General features: G+C 46.5%; 13 protein-coding genes and 2 pseudogenes. 8 read left to right on the forward strand and 7 right to left on the reverse strand.

Going from position 1 to position 18,704, the window contains the following annotated elements; translation table 11 throughout:
* Window positions 1-46: 46 nt before the first annotated feature.
* The 5 genes and pseudogenes from zinU to ACQVGT_RS18860 form a co-directional block, all read right to left on the reverse strand.
* The gene (zinU, locus tag ACQVGT_RS18840; protein WP_015382729.1) at window positions 47-1,240 is read right to left on the reverse strand and encodes a zinc metallochaperone ZinU; all 1,194 of its coding nucleotides are present in this window, start codon (window positions 1,238-1,240) and stop codon (window positions 47-49) included.
* Window positions 1,241-1,267: 27 nt separating this feature from the next.
* Window positions 1,268-1,450: pseudogene (locus ACQVGT_RS18845) on the reverse strand (hypothetical protein).
* Between the two features lie 221 nt (window positions 1,451-1,671).
* The gene (locus tag ACQVGT_RS18850) at window positions 1,672-2,256 is read right to left on the reverse strand and encodes a L,D-transpeptidase (protein WP_015382728.1); all 585 of its coding nucleotides are present in this window, start codon (window positions 2,254-2,256) and stop codon (window positions 1,672-1,674) included.
* A complete protein-coding gene (folE2, locus tag ACQVGT_RS18855) occupies window positions 2,253-3,167 on the reverse strand; it encodes a GTP cyclohydrolase FolE2 (protein WP_015382727.1) in 915 nt (304 codons plus the stop codon). The genes ACQVGT_RS18850 and folE2 overlap by 4 nt, the downstream gene beginning before the upstream one ends.
* Window positions 3,168-3,283: 116 nt before the next feature.
* Entirely contained in the window at window positions 3,284-4,489 is a 1,206-nt protein-coding gene (locus ACQVGT_RS18860) for an MFS transporter (protein WP_003246358.1), read from the reverse strand.
* 179 nt (window positions 4,490-4,668) lie between these two features.
* Here ACQVGT_RS18860 and nasB point away from each other — a divergent pair.
* The 5 genes and pseudogenes from nasB to cobA all read left to right on the forward strand — a co-directional run bounded on the left by nasB (window position 4,669) and on the right by cobA (window position 13,524).
* Window positions 4,669-6,983, forward strand: a pseudogene (nasB, locus tag ACQVGT_RS18865) (assimilatory nitrate reductase electron transfer subunit NasB).
* A 6-nt stretch (window positions 6,984-6,989) separates the two neighbouring features.
* Window positions 6,990-9,122 (forward strand): assimilatory nitrate reductase catalytic subunit NasC, encoded by a 2,133-nt coding sequence (gene nasC, locus ACQVGT_RS18870; protein ID WP_015382724.1) that lies wholly within the window; start codon window positions 6,990-6,992, stop codon window positions 9,120-9,122.
* 120 nt (window positions 9,123-9,242) lie between these two features.
* Window positions 9,243-11,660, forward strand: a complete 2,418-nt coding sequence (gene nasD / locus ACQVGT_RS18875; RefSeq protein WP_015382723.1) for an NADPH-nitrite reductase — start codon at window positions 9,243-9,245, stop codon at window positions 11,658-11,660.
* A gap of 31 nt (window positions 11,661-11,691) precedes the next feature.
* Window positions 11,692-12,012 (forward strand): nitrite reductase small subunit NirD, encoded by a 321-nt coding sequence (gene nirD, locus ACQVGT_RS18880; RefSeq protein WP_014475751.1) that lies wholly within the window; start codon window positions 11,692-11,694, stop codon window positions 12,010-12,012.
* 60 nt (window positions 12,013-12,072) lie between these two features.
* Complete coding sequence (cobA, locus tag ACQVGT_RS18885) at window positions 12,073-13,524, forward strand: uroporphyrinogen-III C-methyltransferase (RefSeq protein ID WP_015382721.1); 1,452 nt, start codon at window positions 12,073-12,075, stop codon at window positions 13,522-13,524.
* Window positions 13,525-13,555: 31 nt separating this feature from the next.
* Here the strand turns inward: cobA and ffoR are convergent, their stop codons facing one another.
* The gene (gene ffoR / locus ACQVGT_RS18890) at window positions 13,556-14,566 is read right to left on the reverse strand and encodes a ferredoxin--NADP(+) reductase (RefSeq protein WP_015482773.1); all 1,011 of its coding nucleotides are present in this window, start codon (window positions 14,564-14,566) and stop codon (window positions 13,556-13,558) included.
* A gap of 165 nt (window positions 14,567-14,731) precedes the next feature.
* Between ffoR and ACQVGT_RS18895 the strand changes: the two genes are divergently transcribed.
* The 3 genes from ACQVGT_RS18895 (at window position 14,732) to ACQVGT_RS18905 (ending at window position 17,432) form a co-directional block, all read left to right on the forward strand.
* Window positions 14,732-15,586, forward strand: a complete 855-nt coding sequence (locus ACQVGT_RS18895) for an alpha/beta fold hydrolase (protein WP_041517642.1) — start codon at window positions 14,732-14,734, stop codon at window positions 15,584-15,586.
* 99 nt (window positions 15,587-15,685) lie between these two features.
* Window positions 15,686-16,570, forward strand: a complete 885-nt coding sequence (locus ACQVGT_RS18900) for a permease (RefSeq protein ID WP_080030627.1) — start codon at window positions 15,686-15,688, stop codon at window positions 16,568-16,570.
* 4 nt (window positions 16,571-16,574) lie between these two features.
* Window positions 16,575-17,432 carry a TIGR03943 family putative permease subunit gene (locus ACQVGT_RS18905; RefSeq protein WP_015382717.1) on the forward strand — a complete coding sequence of 286 codons (858 nt, stop codon included), beginning with the start codon at window positions 16,575-16,577 and terminating at the stop codon, window positions 17,430-17,432.
* Window positions 17,433-17,468: 36 nt separating this feature from the next.
* Here the strand turns inward: ACQVGT_RS18905 and putR are convergent, their stop codons facing one another.
* Window positions 17,469-18,704 (reverse strand): proline utilization transcriptional regulator PutR, encoded by a 1,236-nt coding sequence (putR, locus tag ACQVGT_RS18910; RefSeq protein ID WP_015382716.1) that lies wholly within the window; start codon window positions 18,702-18,704, stop codon window positions 17,469-17,471.

The following is an 18,704-nucleotide window of genomic DNA, read 5'->3' on the forward strand; positions in this document are numbered from 1 at the left end:
AACGTTTCATTAAAAAAAGCCGCTCCCCCAGGGGACGGCTTTTTTTTTATTGATTCAGCTTCCATTTAAACGGGTCCTCAAACAGCGACCAGTCGGAATCAAATTCATACTCAGTCAGCAGGCATTGATCAAGCTCTTTCGTGATCGTTTCTTCATCCAGGTCAGTTCCGATAAAAACTAGCTGCGTTAGGCGGTCGCCGAACTCCGGGTCCCACTCCTCCAGGATTTCCGGCTCCTGCTGTTTGACTTGCTCCTGCTCAAGCTTCGGCAGCGCCGCCACCCAATAAGATACAGGCTCAATCGTAACCGAAGGACCTGCTTGCGACATCAGCAAAGCGAGGTTGTTATGAGATGCGCACCAGACGATTCCTTTGGCACGAACCACGTTCTTTGGCATTTGATCCATCCATTGATAAAACCGTGTAGAATGAAACGGCAAACGTCTCTTATATACAAATGAAGAGATACCGTATTCTTCTGTTTCCGGGGTGTGTTCCGCATGGCCTGCCGTCAGCTCTTGAATCCAGCCGGCCGATCCGCTCGCTTCCTCGAAGTTAAATAATCCTGTATGCAAAATCTCCTGCGGTTTTACATTTCCTTTGACGGAACGAATGAACCTGGCTCTTGGCTGCAGTTTACGAAGAACGTTTTGAAGCTGTTCGAGCTCTTGCTCGCTGACCAAATCACATTTATTTAAGATCAGTACATCGCAAAACTCAATTTGATCGATCAAGAGGTCGGCGATTTCTCTTTCATCCTCTTCCCCCAATGCTTCTTTGCGGTCCAGAAGGCTTTCGCCTGACTGATAATCATGCCAAAAACGGTTGGCATCAACCACTGTCACCATCGTATCCAGCTGACAGAATTTTGTAAGATCGATTCCCATCTCTTCATCGATATAAGAGAAAGTCTGGGCCACCGGGATCGGTTCGCTGATTCCGGTCGATTCGATGACGATATAATCAAACCGTCCGTCTTTTGCCAGCTTCTCAACTTCTATTAATAAGTCTTCGCGAAGCGTGCAGCAAATGCAGCCGTTTGACATTTCCACAAGCTTTTCATCTGTTCTGGAAAGGCCCCCTTCCTGCTTAACCAAACCCGCGTCAATGTTCACCTCGCTCATATCGTTTACGATAACCGCTATTTTCAAGCCTTCGCGATTTTGCAGAATGCTGTTCAACAATGTTGTTTTTCCCGCACCGAGATAACCGCTCAGTACGGTAACCGGAATTTTTTTCATAATAATGCCTCCATTAAAATAGAATGATTACGATTTAAATTGAATACTTCGCCGTATGTACAATGGTGTAGAGCAGCTTTTCGCGCTCATTTCTCGCTGCCGCCCGATTTATAAATCAGTAAAGGCTCCAACCGCGTTTAATCCTTTTCCCCATCGCAAATACTTGCCTACAATCGGAAAACCGCAGCTTGCATAAGGCAATTGCTCCACTTGCGTTGCTGAACCGATGGAAAGCGCAAATATCTCATCAGAAAGTAGCTTGGGTTTCGTTTCCAGTTTTCAAGAGACGCTTCATGGGGATCAATGACAGCAAGATCCTTAGCCTTTCCGCTTTTCACAGATACAGCCAATGATAAGCCATTTCTCACAAAACGTAATTGTTACGATTTAAATTGTATGGTCTTTTTTCCTTTTTGTCAACGGTTTTCAATTCAGCTGATCACCACTTTTGTATGTTCAGGGATATTTTCATATACCCATTTCGCATCTGGAATGGTCAGCCTGATACATCCGTGAGATGCTTTCGTTCCTAGTTTTTCTGCTTCCGTTTTGATGACTTTTTGATCCTTAGTCATTGGCACACTATGAAATAGAAATTCACCGTGATTTTTCCATGATACCCAGTATTCTGCGCCTTCCTGGTATCCTTCGGAGAAAAACCATTCTCCCCGTTCAGGCTCTACATAAAAGGTGCCCTTTGGCGTAGCATCATCTTTTGTTTGATCAAGACCAGAAGAGATCATCATTGTATAGATGGTGTTGCTTCCTTCCTTGATGTAAGCCTTCTGCTCCTTCACATTCACATCAATCCAGACATGCTTCTGTTTAATATCCGGGTATTCTCCGCCCGAAGGCTTTGTCCAATCAATGCTTGTTTTTGCTGTTTTTCGAACGTCCGTTATGTTTTCGACCGTTTTCTTTGTATTGATACTTGCGTGTTCTTCTGCATGATCGGAGCAGGCTGACAGCAGGCAGGCTGGCATAAGAACTGCAATAATGAATAATGAGAGTTTCATATTTTATCCACTTCCTTCGAAAAACACAGCTTCGCATAGGCATCGTGGAGATGGATCGATTCTTCATTGCGGCATTCAATCTCAAAGGCTGACACCCATTCAAGCTCAAACAAATCTGCAGCAATCAGCCGGGCGAGATCCTCAACAAACCTCGGATTTTCATAGGCCGTTTCTGTCACGGCTTTTTCATCAGGCCGCTTCAATACCGGATGCAGTCTCGCAGAAGCATTTGATTCTGCGGCGTGAAGCAAATCAGCTTTAACATCACTTGGCAGCGATGCGGCCGGATGAATATCCGCCCAAATGCTGACCGTTCCCCTCTGATTATGGGCACTGTATTCGCTGATTTCCTTGGAGCAAGGGCACAGAGTCGTTACTTTTGCTGAGATGCCGGCACGCTGTTTAAACGGCTGATCTTTGCGATAGGTGACAGACATGAATATATCAGCATGCATCAAACCCGCTTTCTCAAGCTTCGGGCTTTTCCGTTCGAAAAACCACGGAAACCTCACTTCAACTGTGGCAGATGATATGTCCATGTTTTCTGCAAGCTCTTTCGCAAATTGTTGAAGAGAGGAAAATGAGAGAACCCAGCCGTTTTGATGATAGACTTGCAGCAGCTCTGTTAACCGGCTCATATTAGTCCCCTTCTGATTTCTCGGCAAATTACAAGTCATTGTAAAGTTCGCAGCCGTTGTTTGCTCGGCAGGCATCATGGCAGAAGTGATTGTGACTGGATGGGACACATTAGCGACACCTACATGCTGAATGTCAAAAAAATAATCCTTCCTGATATTTTGCAGGTCCTTCATTTTCTCTTTTTCCACTGGTTTCTCGCCTTTGATCGGACTGACCGATCCAAAGTATTGAAGACGCTCCGTTTTTTTCGGGAGCAGCGTATGTTGATTCATTCAGAAAACTCCTCTCACTAACAAATCGTAATAATTACTATTTATTTTGATCGGTTCACTGTTGAAAATCAAGAGAAAATAAAAAAGACACGCACAAATGCGTGTCCGTCAAAATCCTAAACATCCGCCGGGCTGCTTTCCGCGCTCCAGCTTTTCCGCCAGTAATAGCCTGCGGCAAGGACAAGTGCAAACGCCAGCAGCGCGATACAGGAAAACGTGATAAAACCGATAGCATATGTGCCTGTCATCTGTTTGAGAGATCCTAAGATGTTCGGCAGGAAAAACCCTCCGATTCCTCCGGCCGCACCGACGATTCCCGTCACCATGCCAATTTCTTTGCGAAAACGCTGCGGCACGAGCTGGAATACTGCACCGTTACCCATTCCGAGCCCCATCATTCCGACAAACAATAGAACAATAACCATTGAAAGAGATGGCAGGCTGCTGACTCCGGCCATACACAGTGCCACGATGACAAACAGTACAGAAAGAACTTTCGTGCCGCCGACACGATCCGAAATCAAGCCCCCGACAGGCCGGAAAAAGCTCCCCGCCGCCACACATAATGTAACGAAGTCGCCCGCGTGAATTTTTGACAGCTGGTATTGATCAACAAAGAAAATTGATAAAAAGCTTGAGAGCCCGACAAATCCGCCAAATGTGACGCTGTACAGCAGGCAGAAAAACCATGTTTCCTTTTGCCCGAACACATGCAGATAGCTTTTGAGCGGCTGCGGAGACGGCTGTGCAGGAGAATCCTTTGCCATGGATACAAAAAGAATAAAGACGATCAATAATGGAATAAGCGCAATTCCCATGACAATGTGCCAGCCGAACTGCTCTGCCAGACGAGGGCCAAACAGGGTTGCAAACAACGTGCCGCTGTTCCCCGCTCCAGCAATCCCCATCGCAAGTCCCTGCAAATGAGGAGGATACCAGCGGCTGGCCATAGGCAGCGCTACAGCAAAGCTTGCCCCCGCCACGCCAAGCAGAATCCCGATGGCATACAGTTCAGTCAGGGAACGGCCGCCGAATGTCCCCCAAAGCAGCGGAATCATCGTCACCAGCATCCCGATCACTGCCGTTTTTTTCGGTCCGATTCTGTCCGTTAAAATACCAAGAATGATACGAAACACTGATCCAGATAAAATCGGCACAGCTACGACAAGCCCTTTCTCAAAAGGAGACAGGCCAAAATCCTGAGAAATATAAACACCCAGCGCCCCAAGCATAACCCATATCATAAAACTGACATCAAAGTATAAAAAGGAACAGAGCAACGTGAGTGGATGACCGCTAGTTTTCAGTTCCGACAGCTTCATAAGATTCCCCTTTCTAGACCCTCATTATTTTACATTTTCTGAATCAAGGATATAGGACCATTATTTTCTGGAAAAGACATGTGTAAGTTTTTGTGACACGTTTAATGCGTTAACAGTGCATTGTGACATAATTTTTAATAGGAGAAAACTTACGAGCTTCGCCAAAGGAGGTCTGATACATGAAGAAACAAAGATTGGTGTTAGCGGGAAACGGCATGGCCGGAATCCGCTGTATTGAAGAAGTATTAAAGCTGAATCGCCACATGTTTGAGATTGTCATTTTCGGAAGCGAGCCGCATCCCAATTACAATCGCATTCTCTTATCCTCTGTATTGCAGGGTGAAGCGTCACTCGATGACATTACACTGAACAGCAAGGATTGGTACGACAAGCACGGGATCACGCTTTACACAGGCGAAACGGTTATTCAAATTGATACAGATCAGCAGCAGGTCATAACGGATCGCAAGCGCATCCTGTCTTATGACAAATTCATTGTGGCAACAGGTTCCTCCCCTCATATTCTCCCTATCCCCGGGGCAGACAAAAAAGGTGTCTATGGATTTCGGACAATAGAAGACTGCCAAGCGCTGATGAAGATGACTCAGCACTTTCAAAAGGCTGCGGTAATCGGAGCCGGCTTATTAGGACTGGAAGCTGCAGTCGGCTTACAGCATCTCGGTATGGATGTCAGCGTCATTCACCACTCCGCCGGCATTATGCAAAAACAGCTCGATCAAACAGCGGCGCGGCTGCTGCAAACAGAGCTGGAACAAAAAGGCCTAACCTTTCTTTTGGAGAAAGACACCGTCTCCATTTCCGGCGCCACCAAGGCAGACCGAATCCATTTTAAAGATGGCTCTTCATTAAAAGCAGACTTGATTGTGATGGCGGCCGGCGTCAGACCGAATATTGAATTAGCTGTATCCGCTGGAATCAAAGTGAACCGCGGGATCATCGTGAATGACTTCATGCAGACAAGCGAACCGAATATCTACGCCGTCGGTGAATGCGCCGAACATAACGGAACGGTGTACGGATTGGTGGCACCGCTTTATGAGCAGGGAAAAGCTCTCGCCAGTCATATTTGCGGCGTTCCATGTGAGGAATATCAAGGCTCAGCACCATCTGCGGCTTTAAAAATAGCTGGAATCGATGTGTGGTCAGCAGGAAAGATCCAAGAGGATGAACGCACGACGAGCATCAAAATCTACGACGAACAAGCAGGCGTTTATAAAAAAGCGCTTTTTGTAGATGACAAACTGGCCGGCGTTATTTTATTCGGAGACACCCGTGACAAGCAGCGGCTTCTCGACAGCCTGCTTAAACAACGAGACATCTCCATTGTCAAAAAGCAGATCATCGAACCAGAGACAAGCGGCCCTTTATTTGAATCCATGCCTTCCAGTGAAACGATTTGCCAATGCAACACAGTGACGAAAGGCGCGATTGAAGACGCGGTGCACACGAATAGCTTAACAACTGTTGAGGAAGTCAAGCACTGCACCAAAGCCACTGGGTCCTGCGGAGGATGCAAACCGCTCGTTGAAGACCTTTTGAGGCACATGACCAACAGCGAATATACGAAGCCCGCCGGCACACCTTCGTTTTGCAGCTGTACTGATTTTACAGAAGACGACATCATCGCTGAGCTTCAGCGCAGGCCATTCACTAATCCGGCAGAAGTGATGAACCAGCTTGACTGGAAAACAAAAAAAGGATGCAGTACTTGTGTTCCTGCGATTCAATACTATCTGGAAATGCTGTACCCCGGGTTTGTCCAGCCGGAGCCAGCCACTGAAGAGGCATGCATCCTGATTCCGCAAATGTACGGCGGACGGACAAACGCGGAGCAGCTAAGAACCATCGCCAACATCATTGAGGCATACAGCATTCCCGACGTATCCATCACTCACGGCCAAAGGCTGAAGCTTTCCGGGATCAAGCCTGCGGATCTCCCGAATATAAAAAAAGACCTGAAAATGCCCGTTTACACCAATGAACACCGACACGCGCTGCAAAGCATCAAAGCATGTACATGCGGGCAAAATCGATCGATTCAGCAGCTGGCAGCCCAAATCGAAAGACAACTTGAGATGCTTCCCTTACCCGCTCCCATTTCTATCAGCTTATCATGTGAAACAGACTGCACCCATGCCGCCCTGCAAGATGTCGGCGCAATTCGGACACAAGCTGGCTGGGACATTTACATCGGCGGCGTCCGGGGAACTCATGCCCGTTCAGGAGCTCTGTTTTGCGTGACTGAGAATGAAGACAGCACTGCCGGCATGATCAAAGGACTGATCCAGTATTATCGGGAAACGGCTCATTACTTAGAAGCTGTTCATCAGTGGATAGACCGTCTCGGGATCGTTCATATCAGAGAAGTGCTATTCGAAGAAGACCTAAGGGCACAGCTGCTGGAAAGCCTCCAAACAGATCTGTCACTGATTCAAAACCCGACTGTAGAGACGGCGCATATAAGAAAGGATGAGGCATTTTGACTGAACGACTGCTTAGATATTTCCGTGATAAACAGCAAGACGTCCAATCAGAAAAAACATATGACACTCAATGCCCGTTTTGCAGCATGCAGTGCAAAATGCAGCTCGTGGAACAAACCATCGTCACGCGCAAAAAATACACTGCGATCGGGATTGATAATCCTACAACACAGGGTCGGCTATGCATGAAGGGCATGAATGCTCACCAGCATGCCTTGAACTCCTCTCGCATCACCCGCCCTCTGCTGAAGAAAAACGGCGAGTTTATCCCTGTTTCCTGGGAAGAAGCATTGAATTACATGAAAGACCAAGTGACAATGATCCAAGCAGAACACGGCCATGATGCCATGGCGCTATACGGAAGCGCCTCGATTACAAATGAAGAGGCGTATTTGTTAGGGAAATTCGCACGGGTGGGCTTACAGACAAAATACATCGACTACAACGGGAGGCTTTGTATGTCCGCCGCAGCAACCGCAGCCAACCAAACATTCGGCGCGGACAGAGGCTTAACGAATCCCTTATCAGACATTCCCCACACCCGTGTGATCATTCTGGCCGGCACCAATATCGCGGAGTGCCAGCCTACGATTATGCCATATTTTGAAAAAGCGAAAGAAAACGGAGCTTACATCATTGCCATTGATCCGCGTGAAACAGCGACAACAAAAATCGCCGATCTTCATCTGAAAATCAAACCCGGCACAGACGCCGCTCTTGCCAACGGCCTCGTCAAAATCATCATTGACGAACAGCTTATAAACGAGGATTTCATTCAATCACGAACAAATGGATTCGAAGAGCTGAAGCAGCATACTGACTCGTTGGACCTGAATGACATCGCCGAACAGACGAGTGTCCCGCTGGTGGATATAAGAAAAGCTGCTGTAAAGTTTGCCAAGGAAACGTCCGGCATGCTGTTTACAGCCCGCGGGATTGAACAGCAAACCGATGGAACAGCGGCTGTGAAAGGCTTCTTAAACATGGTGCTGATCACAGGGAAAATCGGCAAGCCTTACTCAGGTTACGGGGCGATCACCGGACAAGGCAACGGGCAAGGTGCAAGAGAGCATGGCCAAAAAGCCGATCAGCTTCCGGGCTATCGATCTATTGAAAACGAACAACACCGGGCACATGTTGCGAAAGTGTGGGGAATCCATCAGGATGATCTGCCGCGAAAAGGTGTCTCAGCCTATGAAATGATGGAAAAAATCAACGACGGCGACATCAAAGGATTGTTCCTCATGTGCTCCAATCCTGCTGTCTCCAGCCCAAATGCGAATCTCGTGAAAAAGGCTTTAAGGAAACTGACATTCTTTGTTGCAATCGATTTGTTTATTTCTGAGACTGCGAAATACGCAGATGTGATTTTACCCGCCTCCTCTTACTTAGAAGATGAAGGCACCATGACAAATGTAGAAGGACGCGTGACATTAAGAGAAGCAAGCCGGCCATGTCCCGGCGAAGCAAAGCATGATTGGCAGATCATTTGTGATCTCGCATCCGCTCTCGGCAAGGGCCGCTACTTTTCTTATACGTCAGCGGAGGATATTTTTAATGAATTGAGAGAAGCGAGCCGAGGCGGGATTGCCGATTATTCAGGCATCTCATACGGCAGGCTCAGACGTGAAGGCGGCATTCATTGGCCGTGTCCGGAATCTGATCATCCCGGAACTCGGCGCTTGTTTACAGAATCATTTGCTCATCCGGATCAAAAAGCGGCATTAAGTGTGATTCCAAACGAACCGCCTGTTCCAAAAGAGAAGCCGACAGCCGATTATCCGCTTTATTTAACGACAGGCAGAGTCATGTCTCACTACTTAACAGGCGTCCAAACAAGAAAAAGCGCCGCCCTTGCCGCGAGACATTTTGAATCGTTTATGGAAATCCATCCGCAAACAGCAGCGACCTACAATATCGAGGACCGTGTACTGGTAAAAATAGAATCGCCGCGGGGAAGCATCACCGTCCGCAGCAAATTATCAGAACAAATCAGAAAAGATACCGTTTTTGTTCCCATCCATTGGGCAGACGCTCAAAATGTGAATGATTTAATCGGGGAAGCCTTAGATCCAGCCTGTAAAATGCCCGGTTTTAAGGTATGTGCCGTCCGAATCAGACCTATTTAAATTTTTCATAAAATTTTTAGAACTTTTCGTATATTTTGTTACATTTTATAACATGTATCTTAAATATTCCTTTTTGCTGTGCTACGCTGGAAAAAACATTGATAAGGAGCGGATCATCTGATGGGAAAAAAACAGCTAGTTCTTGTTGGTAATGGAATGGCCGGGGTAAGGGCCATTGAAGAGATACTGAGTGTTGCTAAAGACGAGTTTCAGATCACAATTTTCGGTGCCGAACCGCATCCCAATTATAACCGAATCCTTTTGTCAAAAGTGCTTCAAGGCGATACAGATATTAAAGATATTACGTTAAACGATTGGGACTGGTACAAAGAAAACAACATTCAATTGTATACAAATGAAACAGTCATCAAAGTGGACACGGAAAACAAAACAGTCATCACAGATGCAGACAGAATCCAGCCTTACGACGAATTGATCCTGGCAACAGGCTCGCTCCCTTTTATCCTTCCGATTCCGGGCGCAGACAAAAAAGGCGTCACAGCTTTCCGGGATATAAAAGATACAGACACAATGCTCGCCGCGTCAAAACAATATAAAAAAGCAGCCGTCATCGGCGGAGGACTTCTTGGTTTGGAAGCAGCTCGCGGACTGCTGAATCTTGGCATGGGTGTGTCCGTCATCCACCTTGCCCCATTCCTGATGGAGCGCCAGCTTGATGCAACGGCAGGACGCCTGCTGCAAAACGAGTTAGAAAAACAAGGTATGACCTTTTTACTTGAAAAGCAAACCGAAGAAATTGTCGGTGATGACCGTGTCGAAGGCCTCCGCTTCAAAGATGGCACAAGCATTGAAGCTGATTTAGTCGTCATGGCTGTCGGCATTCGTCCGAATACAACACTCGGGGCCGAGAGCGGCATTCCGGTTAACCGCGGCATCATCGTCAACGATTATATGCAGACTAAAATCCCGCACATTTACGCGGTCGGCGAATGTGCCGAGCACCGCGGAATCGCCTACGGGCTTGTGGCACCGCTCTATGAACAGGCAAAAGTGCTGGCAAAGCATATTTGCGGCATCGAAACAAAACCGTATGAGGGCTCCGTTCTCTCCACACAGTTAAAGGTATCAGGCGTCGAGGTCTTCTCTGCCGGTGACTTTAACGAATCAGAGGAGAAAAAAGCGATTAAAGTCTTCGATGAGCAGGACGGCATCTATAAAAAAATCGTCCTGAGAGGCAATCAAATTGTCGGTGCTGTTTTATTCGGCGACAGCAGTGAAGGCAATCGCCTGTTTTCTATGATTCAAAAAGAAGCCGATATCTCTGAAACCTCTAAAATATCAATCTTACAGCCTCTCAGCCAAGAAGCAGGCACAAGCATTACCGCAGCGATGAGCGACGATGAAATCATCTGCGGCTGCAACGGCGTGTCAAAAGGTGCGATTATTCAAGCCATACAGGAAAAGGGCTGCTCGTCAACGGACGAAATCAAAGCATGCACTGGTGCATCCCGCTCATGCGGAGGCTGTAAGCCGCTCGTAGAAGAAATCCTCCAGCATACGCTCGGATCAGACTTTGATGCGTCAGCGCAAAAAGAAGCCATTTGCGGCTGCACCACATTGTCGAGAGATGAAGTCGTAGAAGAAATCAAAGCCAAAGGGCTGTCACATACAAGAGAAATCATGAATGTGCTCGGCTGGAAAACACCAGAAGGCTGTTCCAAATGCCGGCCCGCTCTGAACTACTACTTAGGCATGATCAATCCAACCAAATACGAGGATGACCGGACATCCCGCTTTGTTAATGAACGAATGCACGCCAATATTCAAAAAGACGGAACATACTCAGTCGTTCCTCGGATGTACGGCGGCGTGACCAACTCCACAGATTTGCGCAAGATTGCCGATGTCGTTGACAAATATGAGATCCCGCTCGTGAAAATGACAGGCGGCCAGCGAATTGATCTTATCGGCGTGAAAAAAGAAGACCTTCCGAAAGTATGGGAAGATCTTGATATGCCGTCGGGCTACGCGTACGGAAAAACGCTCCGCACAGTGAAAACATGTGTAGGCGAGCAATTCTGCCGCTTCGGCACACAAGACTCCATGGCACTGGGCATTGCGCTTGAGAAAAAATTCGAAGGGCTGAACACGCCTCACAAAGTCAAAATGGCCGTGTCTGCCTGCCCGCGAAACTGTGCGGAATCCGGCATTAAGGACCTTGGCGTTGTCGGCATCGACGGAGGCTGGGAGCTTTATGTCGGCGGAAACGGCGGAACCCACTTGCGTGCCGGCGATTTGCTGATGAAGGTGAAAACAAATGAAGAAGTCTTAGAATACGCAGGCGCTTACCTGCAATATTACAGGGAAACCGCAAACTATCTGGAGCGTACGTCCGCATGGCTTGAGCGCGTCGGTTTATCCCATGTCCAATCCGTGTTAAACGATCCGGAAAAGCGGCAGGAGCTTAACGACCGAATGAATGAAACACTCTCTGTCCACAAGGATCCGTGGAAAGACTTTTTAGAGGATAAACAAACCTCTAAAGAATTATTTGAAAATGTCGTGACCACATCATAATGACAAAAACAATCATTGAGGAGGAATGGACATGGTAAACAAAGACGTAACAAAAGTATGTATCGGAAAAATTGAAGAATTGCCTGAACAATTAGGCAAAACAGTGTATATTGAAGATAAGGAGCTCGCGGTTTTCAAGCTTTCAGACGGAAGCATCCGCGCCATCGAAAACCGCTGTCCGCATAAGGGCGGCGTCCTGGCAGAAGGCATCGTCAGCGGTGAATATGTTTTCTGCCCGATGCACGACTGGAAAATTTCCTTAGAAGACGGAATCGTCCAAGAACCTGACCACGGATGCGTCAAAACATATGAAACGCTGATCGAAGGAGAACATGTTTATCTCGTATATTGATCAAAAGACCGGATCACTTTTCTAGTGGTCCTTCATTTTTTACAGTGACGGAAGGATGACATGATTATGAAGAACGGAATCGTATATTTCGTGGGAGCAGGACCCGGCGACCCAGGCCTGCTCACCATCAAAGGAAAACAGGCGCTCGAGGAAGCAGATGTGATTTTATATGACCGGCTCGCCAACCCGAAGCTGCTCGAATTTGCATCACCGAATTGTCAGTTTATTTATTGCGGAAAACTGCCAGACCGCCATTTTATGAAACAAAAAGAAATTAACGCCCTGCTGGTTGAAAAAGCATTAAATGGGTTAACCGTCGTTCGCTTGAAGGGCGGAGATCCGAGCGTATTCGGCAGAGTCGGCGAGGAAGCAGATGCTCTTCATGAGCACGGCATTCGCTATGAAATGGTGCCGGGAATCACCTCTGGAATTGCAGCGCCGCTATATGCGGGCATCCCCGTCACGCATCGGGATTTTGCATCGTCTTTTGCCATGATTACAGCGCATGATAAATCATTAAAAGGCACGCCGAACCTTGACTGGGAAGGGCTGGCCCGAAGCGTTCAAACCCTTGTTTTTTACATGGGTGTCAAGAACTTGTCTTATATTTGCCAGCAGCTTATTTCATACGGGAAATCGCCTTCTGTCCCTGTCATTGTCATCCAATGGGGAACGTGGGGCCGCCAGCGGAGTGTGAAAGGAACACTTGAGAATATCCAGCAAAAAGTGCAGGAACACCAGATTACAAACCCCGCGATTATCGTCATCGGAGACATCGTCAACTTTCAAACACACAGCTGGTTTGAAAGCAAACCGCTTATCGGACGGCATTTGATGGTTGTGACTCATGGCGAAGATGAAGACCCGCTTGCAGACAAGCTGCGCGATTCCGGCGCCGATGTCATCGAGTGGCCGAAATGGCGGACCGAAAACATGCCAGTCAATGAAGAAATTCTTCGAAAGATTGGCACCTTTGAAGACGTTTTTTTCACATCGCGCCGGGCGGTTTGTGAATTTTTCAGAGCACTGGCTTCTCAGAAAATCGACATCCGCCAGCTGACAGCCAAACTGAGTGCAGCATCTGAGCAAGCAAAGACAGAGCTTGAGAAACGGGGCTTTCTTGTCACCGCCATTCAGCCTGATTCAGAGAAACGTCTTGTTGTCGGGAGCCGCCATGCAGTGGAAAACATGCAAAAGCATGAATCCTGTTCGTTTTATATCACTCATGAAAACGTCATAGATGACCGGTTCACCCACATGATTCAGCGTACCATCAGTGAATCCCCGCTGCACATGGTCATTTGCCCGAACAAGCTGTCCGTTCAGCAATTGATCAATACTGGCGAACAAATTGGCATGTCGCCGGAACCGTCAGCAAGCCGGCCTCCTATCGTCTGTTTAGGCGATGACTCAGCTGCCGGGGCTTATGGATTCACAGCCATCCAAGAACAGGATGAATTGTTTGCTTTCATCCAAAATCAACAAGCGGAAAGAAAACTCCTTCACAGCTGATGGCAAACAGCCCTTTCCCCCAAGGGCTGTTTTATTTATGTACCAATTTTTTATGATGGGTTGAATACATCGCCATATTCTCAGCCTTAGGATCCAAATAAGCCTTAGCGCTGTTGACTGCTGTCGGGCCTTCAGTAAAGCCGCCGGCAATTAATCTCAGCTTGCTTTCATAAAAAGCCGCGTCGCCCGCCACAAAAACGCCCGGAAGATTCGTTCGCATATGTCTGTCGGCTTTCACCCTGCCTTCTTCAATCTCCAGCCCCCACTCCATCATCGGCCCGAGATCAATTTTGAAACCATGATTAATGATCAGCTCATCAACCTCTATATCTTCCCTTTGGCCTGATTCAGTATGACAAATCGTCACGCTTTTGATGCGCTCTTCATCGCCGCTCAGCTGCTCCAGACAATAAGGAGTAAGCACCCGCACCGATGATTGTTTCATTTTCGTCACGCTGCTTTCCATTCCTCCGAATTCCTCGCGGCGATGAACGACAGTCACAGACGCCGCAAGCGGTTCAAGCTCATTAGCCCAATCAACCGCAGTATCTCCGCCGCCTGATATCACCACGCGCTTATCTTTAAACGCATCGAGCTTCTCCACTCCATAATGAAGATTTTTGCCCGCATATCGGGCCGCATCCTCGCTGTCAAACTCATTGACCTCAAGCGTACCCATGCCGCAAGCCAAAATCACAGTTCTTGTATAGTGCTTTTCCCCTTCAGAACCCGTCAGTACAATGGTGCCGTCATCTAGGCGTTCAAACCCGGTCACACGCTGATTCAATACGATATCAGGATCAAACGTTGCCGCCTGCTCCTTCAGTTGCTCGATCAGCTGCTTTCCCGCAATCCCCGGTATGCCGCCGATATCGCGAATGATTTTCTCAGGAAAGAATAAAGACACCTTCCCTCCGAGCTTCGGCAAAAATTCGATTACCTTTGTTTTCAGCTCCCGCATCCCGCAGTAAAAAGCAGTAAACAGCCCAATCGGCCCCCCGCCTATAATCGTAACGTCATATACCTCTTGATTCTCAGCCATGCGTCCTGCCTCCCGTTCGTTCACATCTATATCAAAATTTTAATTGAGAATGAATATCAATACAAAGTATATCATATTTCAAGGGCCTTTGTTTATTCATTTCTTCTACCTTGTGGTCAATTGCTGAAAACTCTATAATAGGCAAAAAACAAATGGGTGAAACAGATGAAAAGACGAGTCGAAACGATCACCTTCGATGGCCGTACACTAGAATATTCTGTGACAGGCAAGGGAACCCCAATCCTTGTCATGCATGGCGGGCATTCAAATTGTTACGAGGAATTCGGATACACAGCGTTGATTTTGCAAGGGTATTCCATCATTACGCCTTCAAGGCCCGGCTATGGACGAACGTCAAAAGAAATTGGAAAAAGTCTTGCCAACGCCTGCCGTTTCTATGTGAAATTATTAGATCATCTACAAATCGATAGTGTCCATGTGATCGCCATCTCAGCAGGAGGGCCGAGCGGTATATGCTTTGCCTCACATTATCCGGAAAGAGTAAATACATTGACCCTGCAATCCGCGGTCACCAAAGAGTGGCTCACCCCAAAAGACACTGAATATAAATTGGGGAGAATTCTCTTCCGCCCGCCGGTGGAAAAGTGGATATGGAAGCTGATTTCTTCTTTGAATAACGCTTTCCCGCGTTTGATGTTTCGAGCTATGAGCCCCCAATTCAGCACCATTCCGTTTCAGCGAATCAAGTCCTTGATGGATGAAAAAGACATAGAAGCATTTCGGAAAATGAACAGCCGGCAGCGCTCGGGTGAAGGATTTCTGCTTGACTTGTCACAAACCGCCGCTGTCTCTTCAAAAGAACTGCAAGCCATCATATGTCCGGTGCTGATTATGCAAAGTGTTTATGATGGATTGGTTGACTTGTCACATGCACATCATGCAAAAGAGCACATTCGTGGCGCTTCTCTCTGTTTGCTTCACTCATGGGGGCATCTGATTTGGCTCGGAAAAGAAGCTGCAGAAACAGACAGTATCCTGCTCGGCTTTTTGGAATCCTAACCAAAGTGAAACGATCCTTTCCCCTCCTCCGTCAAACAAGCAGTGCCTTTTTTTCTGGTATCATAAGAAAGGCAGCTTAACATGAGCGGAGGTTTTATTGTGACAGCACAATCATCTTTTCTTCAGCTGAATTCTATTTTTATCAGCATTTTAATAGAAGCCATTCCGTTTATTCTGATTGGCGTCATACTTTCCGGAATCATTCAAATGTTTGTTTCTGAAGAAATGATTGCAAGAATCATGCCGAAAAACCGTTTTCTCGCCGTTTTATTCGGTGCGCTGGCCGGCGTTTTATTTCCCGCCTGTGAATGCGGCATCATCCCGATTACGAGGCGGCTTCTGTTAAAGGGAGTTCCTCTGCATGCGGGCGTTGCTTTCATGCTGACCGCGCCTATCATTAATCCTATCGTTTTATTTTCTACTTATATTGCGTTTGGGAATAGATGGAGCGTTGTCTTTTACAGAGGCGGACTGGCTCTCGCCGTTTCGCTGATCATCGGGGTCATCTTATCCTATCAATTTAAGGATACCCAGCTTTTAAAGCCTGATGAACCCGGGCACCACCATCATCATCACCACACCCTGCTTCAAAAGCTGGGAGGGACCTTGCGTCACGCCATTGATGAATTTTTCTCCGTGGGAAAATATTTAATCATCGGCGCCTTTATCGCAGCCGCTATGCAGACGTATGTCAAAACATCCACTCTGCTTGCGATCGGGCAGAATGATGTATCCTCTTCACTCGTGATGATGGGACTGGCGTTTGTCTTGTCGCTTTGTTCAGAGGTCGATGCGTTCATCGCGTCTTCCTTCAGCAGCACATTTTCATTAGGCTCGTTAATCGCCTTTCTCGTCTTTGGCGCGATGGTGGATATTAAGAATCTATTGATGATGCTTGCGGCCTTCAAAAAAAGATTTGTTTTCCTGCTGATTACGTACATTGTCGTGATTGTCTTAGCGGGATCACTACTGGTAAAGGGGTGATTGGATGTTTCGTCTATTGGTGCTGATGGGATTTACGTTTTTCTTTTATCATCTGCATGCCTCAGGAAATCTAACAAAATATATCAATATGAAATATGCCTATCTTTCCTTTATTGCGATCTTCCTGCTGGCCATTCTGACAGTCGTTCAAGCATATCTATTTATCAAGTCGCCTGAAAAAGGCGGGCATCACCATGACCATGATTGCGGGTGCGGCCATGATCACGAGCATGACCATGAACAAAACAAGCCATTTTATCAGCGTTATTTGATTTATCTTGTTTTTATTTTCCCTTTAGTGTCAGGCATCTTCTTCCCGATTGCGACGCTTGACTCATCCATTGTTAAAACAAAAGGGTTCTCGTTTAAGGCGATGGAGAGCGGAGATCACTACTCCCAAACACAGTATTTGCGTCCTGATGCCAGCCTGTATTACGCGCAAGACAGCTATGACAAACAAATGAAACAGCTGTTTAATAAGTATTCCAGCAAAAAAGAGATTTCTCTGACCGATGACGATTTCCTAAAAGGAATGGAAACCATCTATAACTATCCGGGTGAATTTCTCGGACGGACGATTGAATTCCATGGATTTGCTTACAAAGGAAACGCAATTAACAAAAATCAGCTGTTCGTATTAAGGTTTGGCATCATTCACTGTATCGCTGATTCCGGCGTGTACGGGATGCTTGTGGAATTTCCGAAGGACATGGACATCAAGGATGATGAATGGATTCACATTAAGGGCACTCTGGCCTCAGAATATTACCAGCCATTTAAGTCAACTCTCCCTGTCGTCAAAGTAACTGACTGGAATACCATAAAAAAACCTGATGATCCGTATGTTTACAGAGGATTTTAAGTGAAGACGAAACCAGTACAAGTACTGGTTTCTTTTTTATTTCTTTTTCATCAGCATCAAATCGAGATAGAGCTGGCACCGCGTTCTGAAATCGCTTAAATCGATCGACGTCATCTCAGTAATCTGTTTGATGCGGTAATTCAATGTATTTTGGTGAATAAACAGCTGTTCTGCCGCTGGTTTTGTTTTGCAGTTGTTGAGGAGATAGATTTCCAAGGTTTTGAGCAGCTCAGTGCTGCTTTCTTCGTCTTTCGCTTTTAATAAAGCTAAATCTTTATTCTCGTATTCTAAAAATTCATTTTTCTGTTCGATGCTTTCTAAATAGCGGTAAATGCCGAGTTTGGCATATTCATATGGAATGTTTTCCTGATTGCCGGTGATTTCTGCGGCTTTGATGACTTCAAGTGCTTCTGTGTAACTCTTGCCAAGTTTTAATAGGTGATTATATTCGTTTCCGATACCGATATAAATAGGGGTAGGTATTTTTTGAAAGTGAAAATGTGTTAACAGCTTGTTAATAAACTCAGAAGCTGCTGAGGAGACGGAGCTTTTTTGGGAAAAACTCGCTACGACGATGACAATATTTGATTCGATCGTTAAGACATGACTGACCTTATCCCGTAAATTCAGGTACGACCTGATATTTTCCTTTAGATCCTCAACCGCTTCCCCATCCCCATTTGCGGCGTGCAGGATAACAACTGAAAACATGGAAGGCAGCACGGTGTTGATCCTTTCAGCTTCCCGTCTGAGTTCCTTCTCAGAGGTAAATTGCTGATAGATCGCCCGTTTGATGAGATTCTCTGCTTTTTCTTCCTTTTCCTGTTTCAATTTATTCGTTTTATAAATGATTTTCCCGACATGGAAGGAGGTCTCGTACAAAAAGTCGAGCTCTTCATCCGTCAGATTTTGGTCCAGCTCCTGTATCCAGATGTAGCCCATGACTTCCCCTTTGTGCTTTGCACTCACGACCACCCTCTGGTTTAACCCAATGCTTTCAATTTTATTGACGCGAAAAGGCTCAGGCTCTGTTTTCAATTTTTCAATAATTCCGTCCTTCAGAAACCTCTCAAAAATCTGGACCGGACACTTTTTCGAAAAAATAGTCTGCTGGTTGGCAGAATCAAAATGGTTAATATAGTAAGAATTATAGGCTAACAAAAAGAAATCCGCGCTTTCCAGTATCACTGGCTTTTGCAGTTCATAGCTAATAAAATCAATCAGCTTATCAACATCTGAAAATGAAAAAACTCTCTCTAAAAGCTCTTCCAT

It is taken from the genome of Bacillus sp. SCT118 (genome assembly GCF_058566435.1).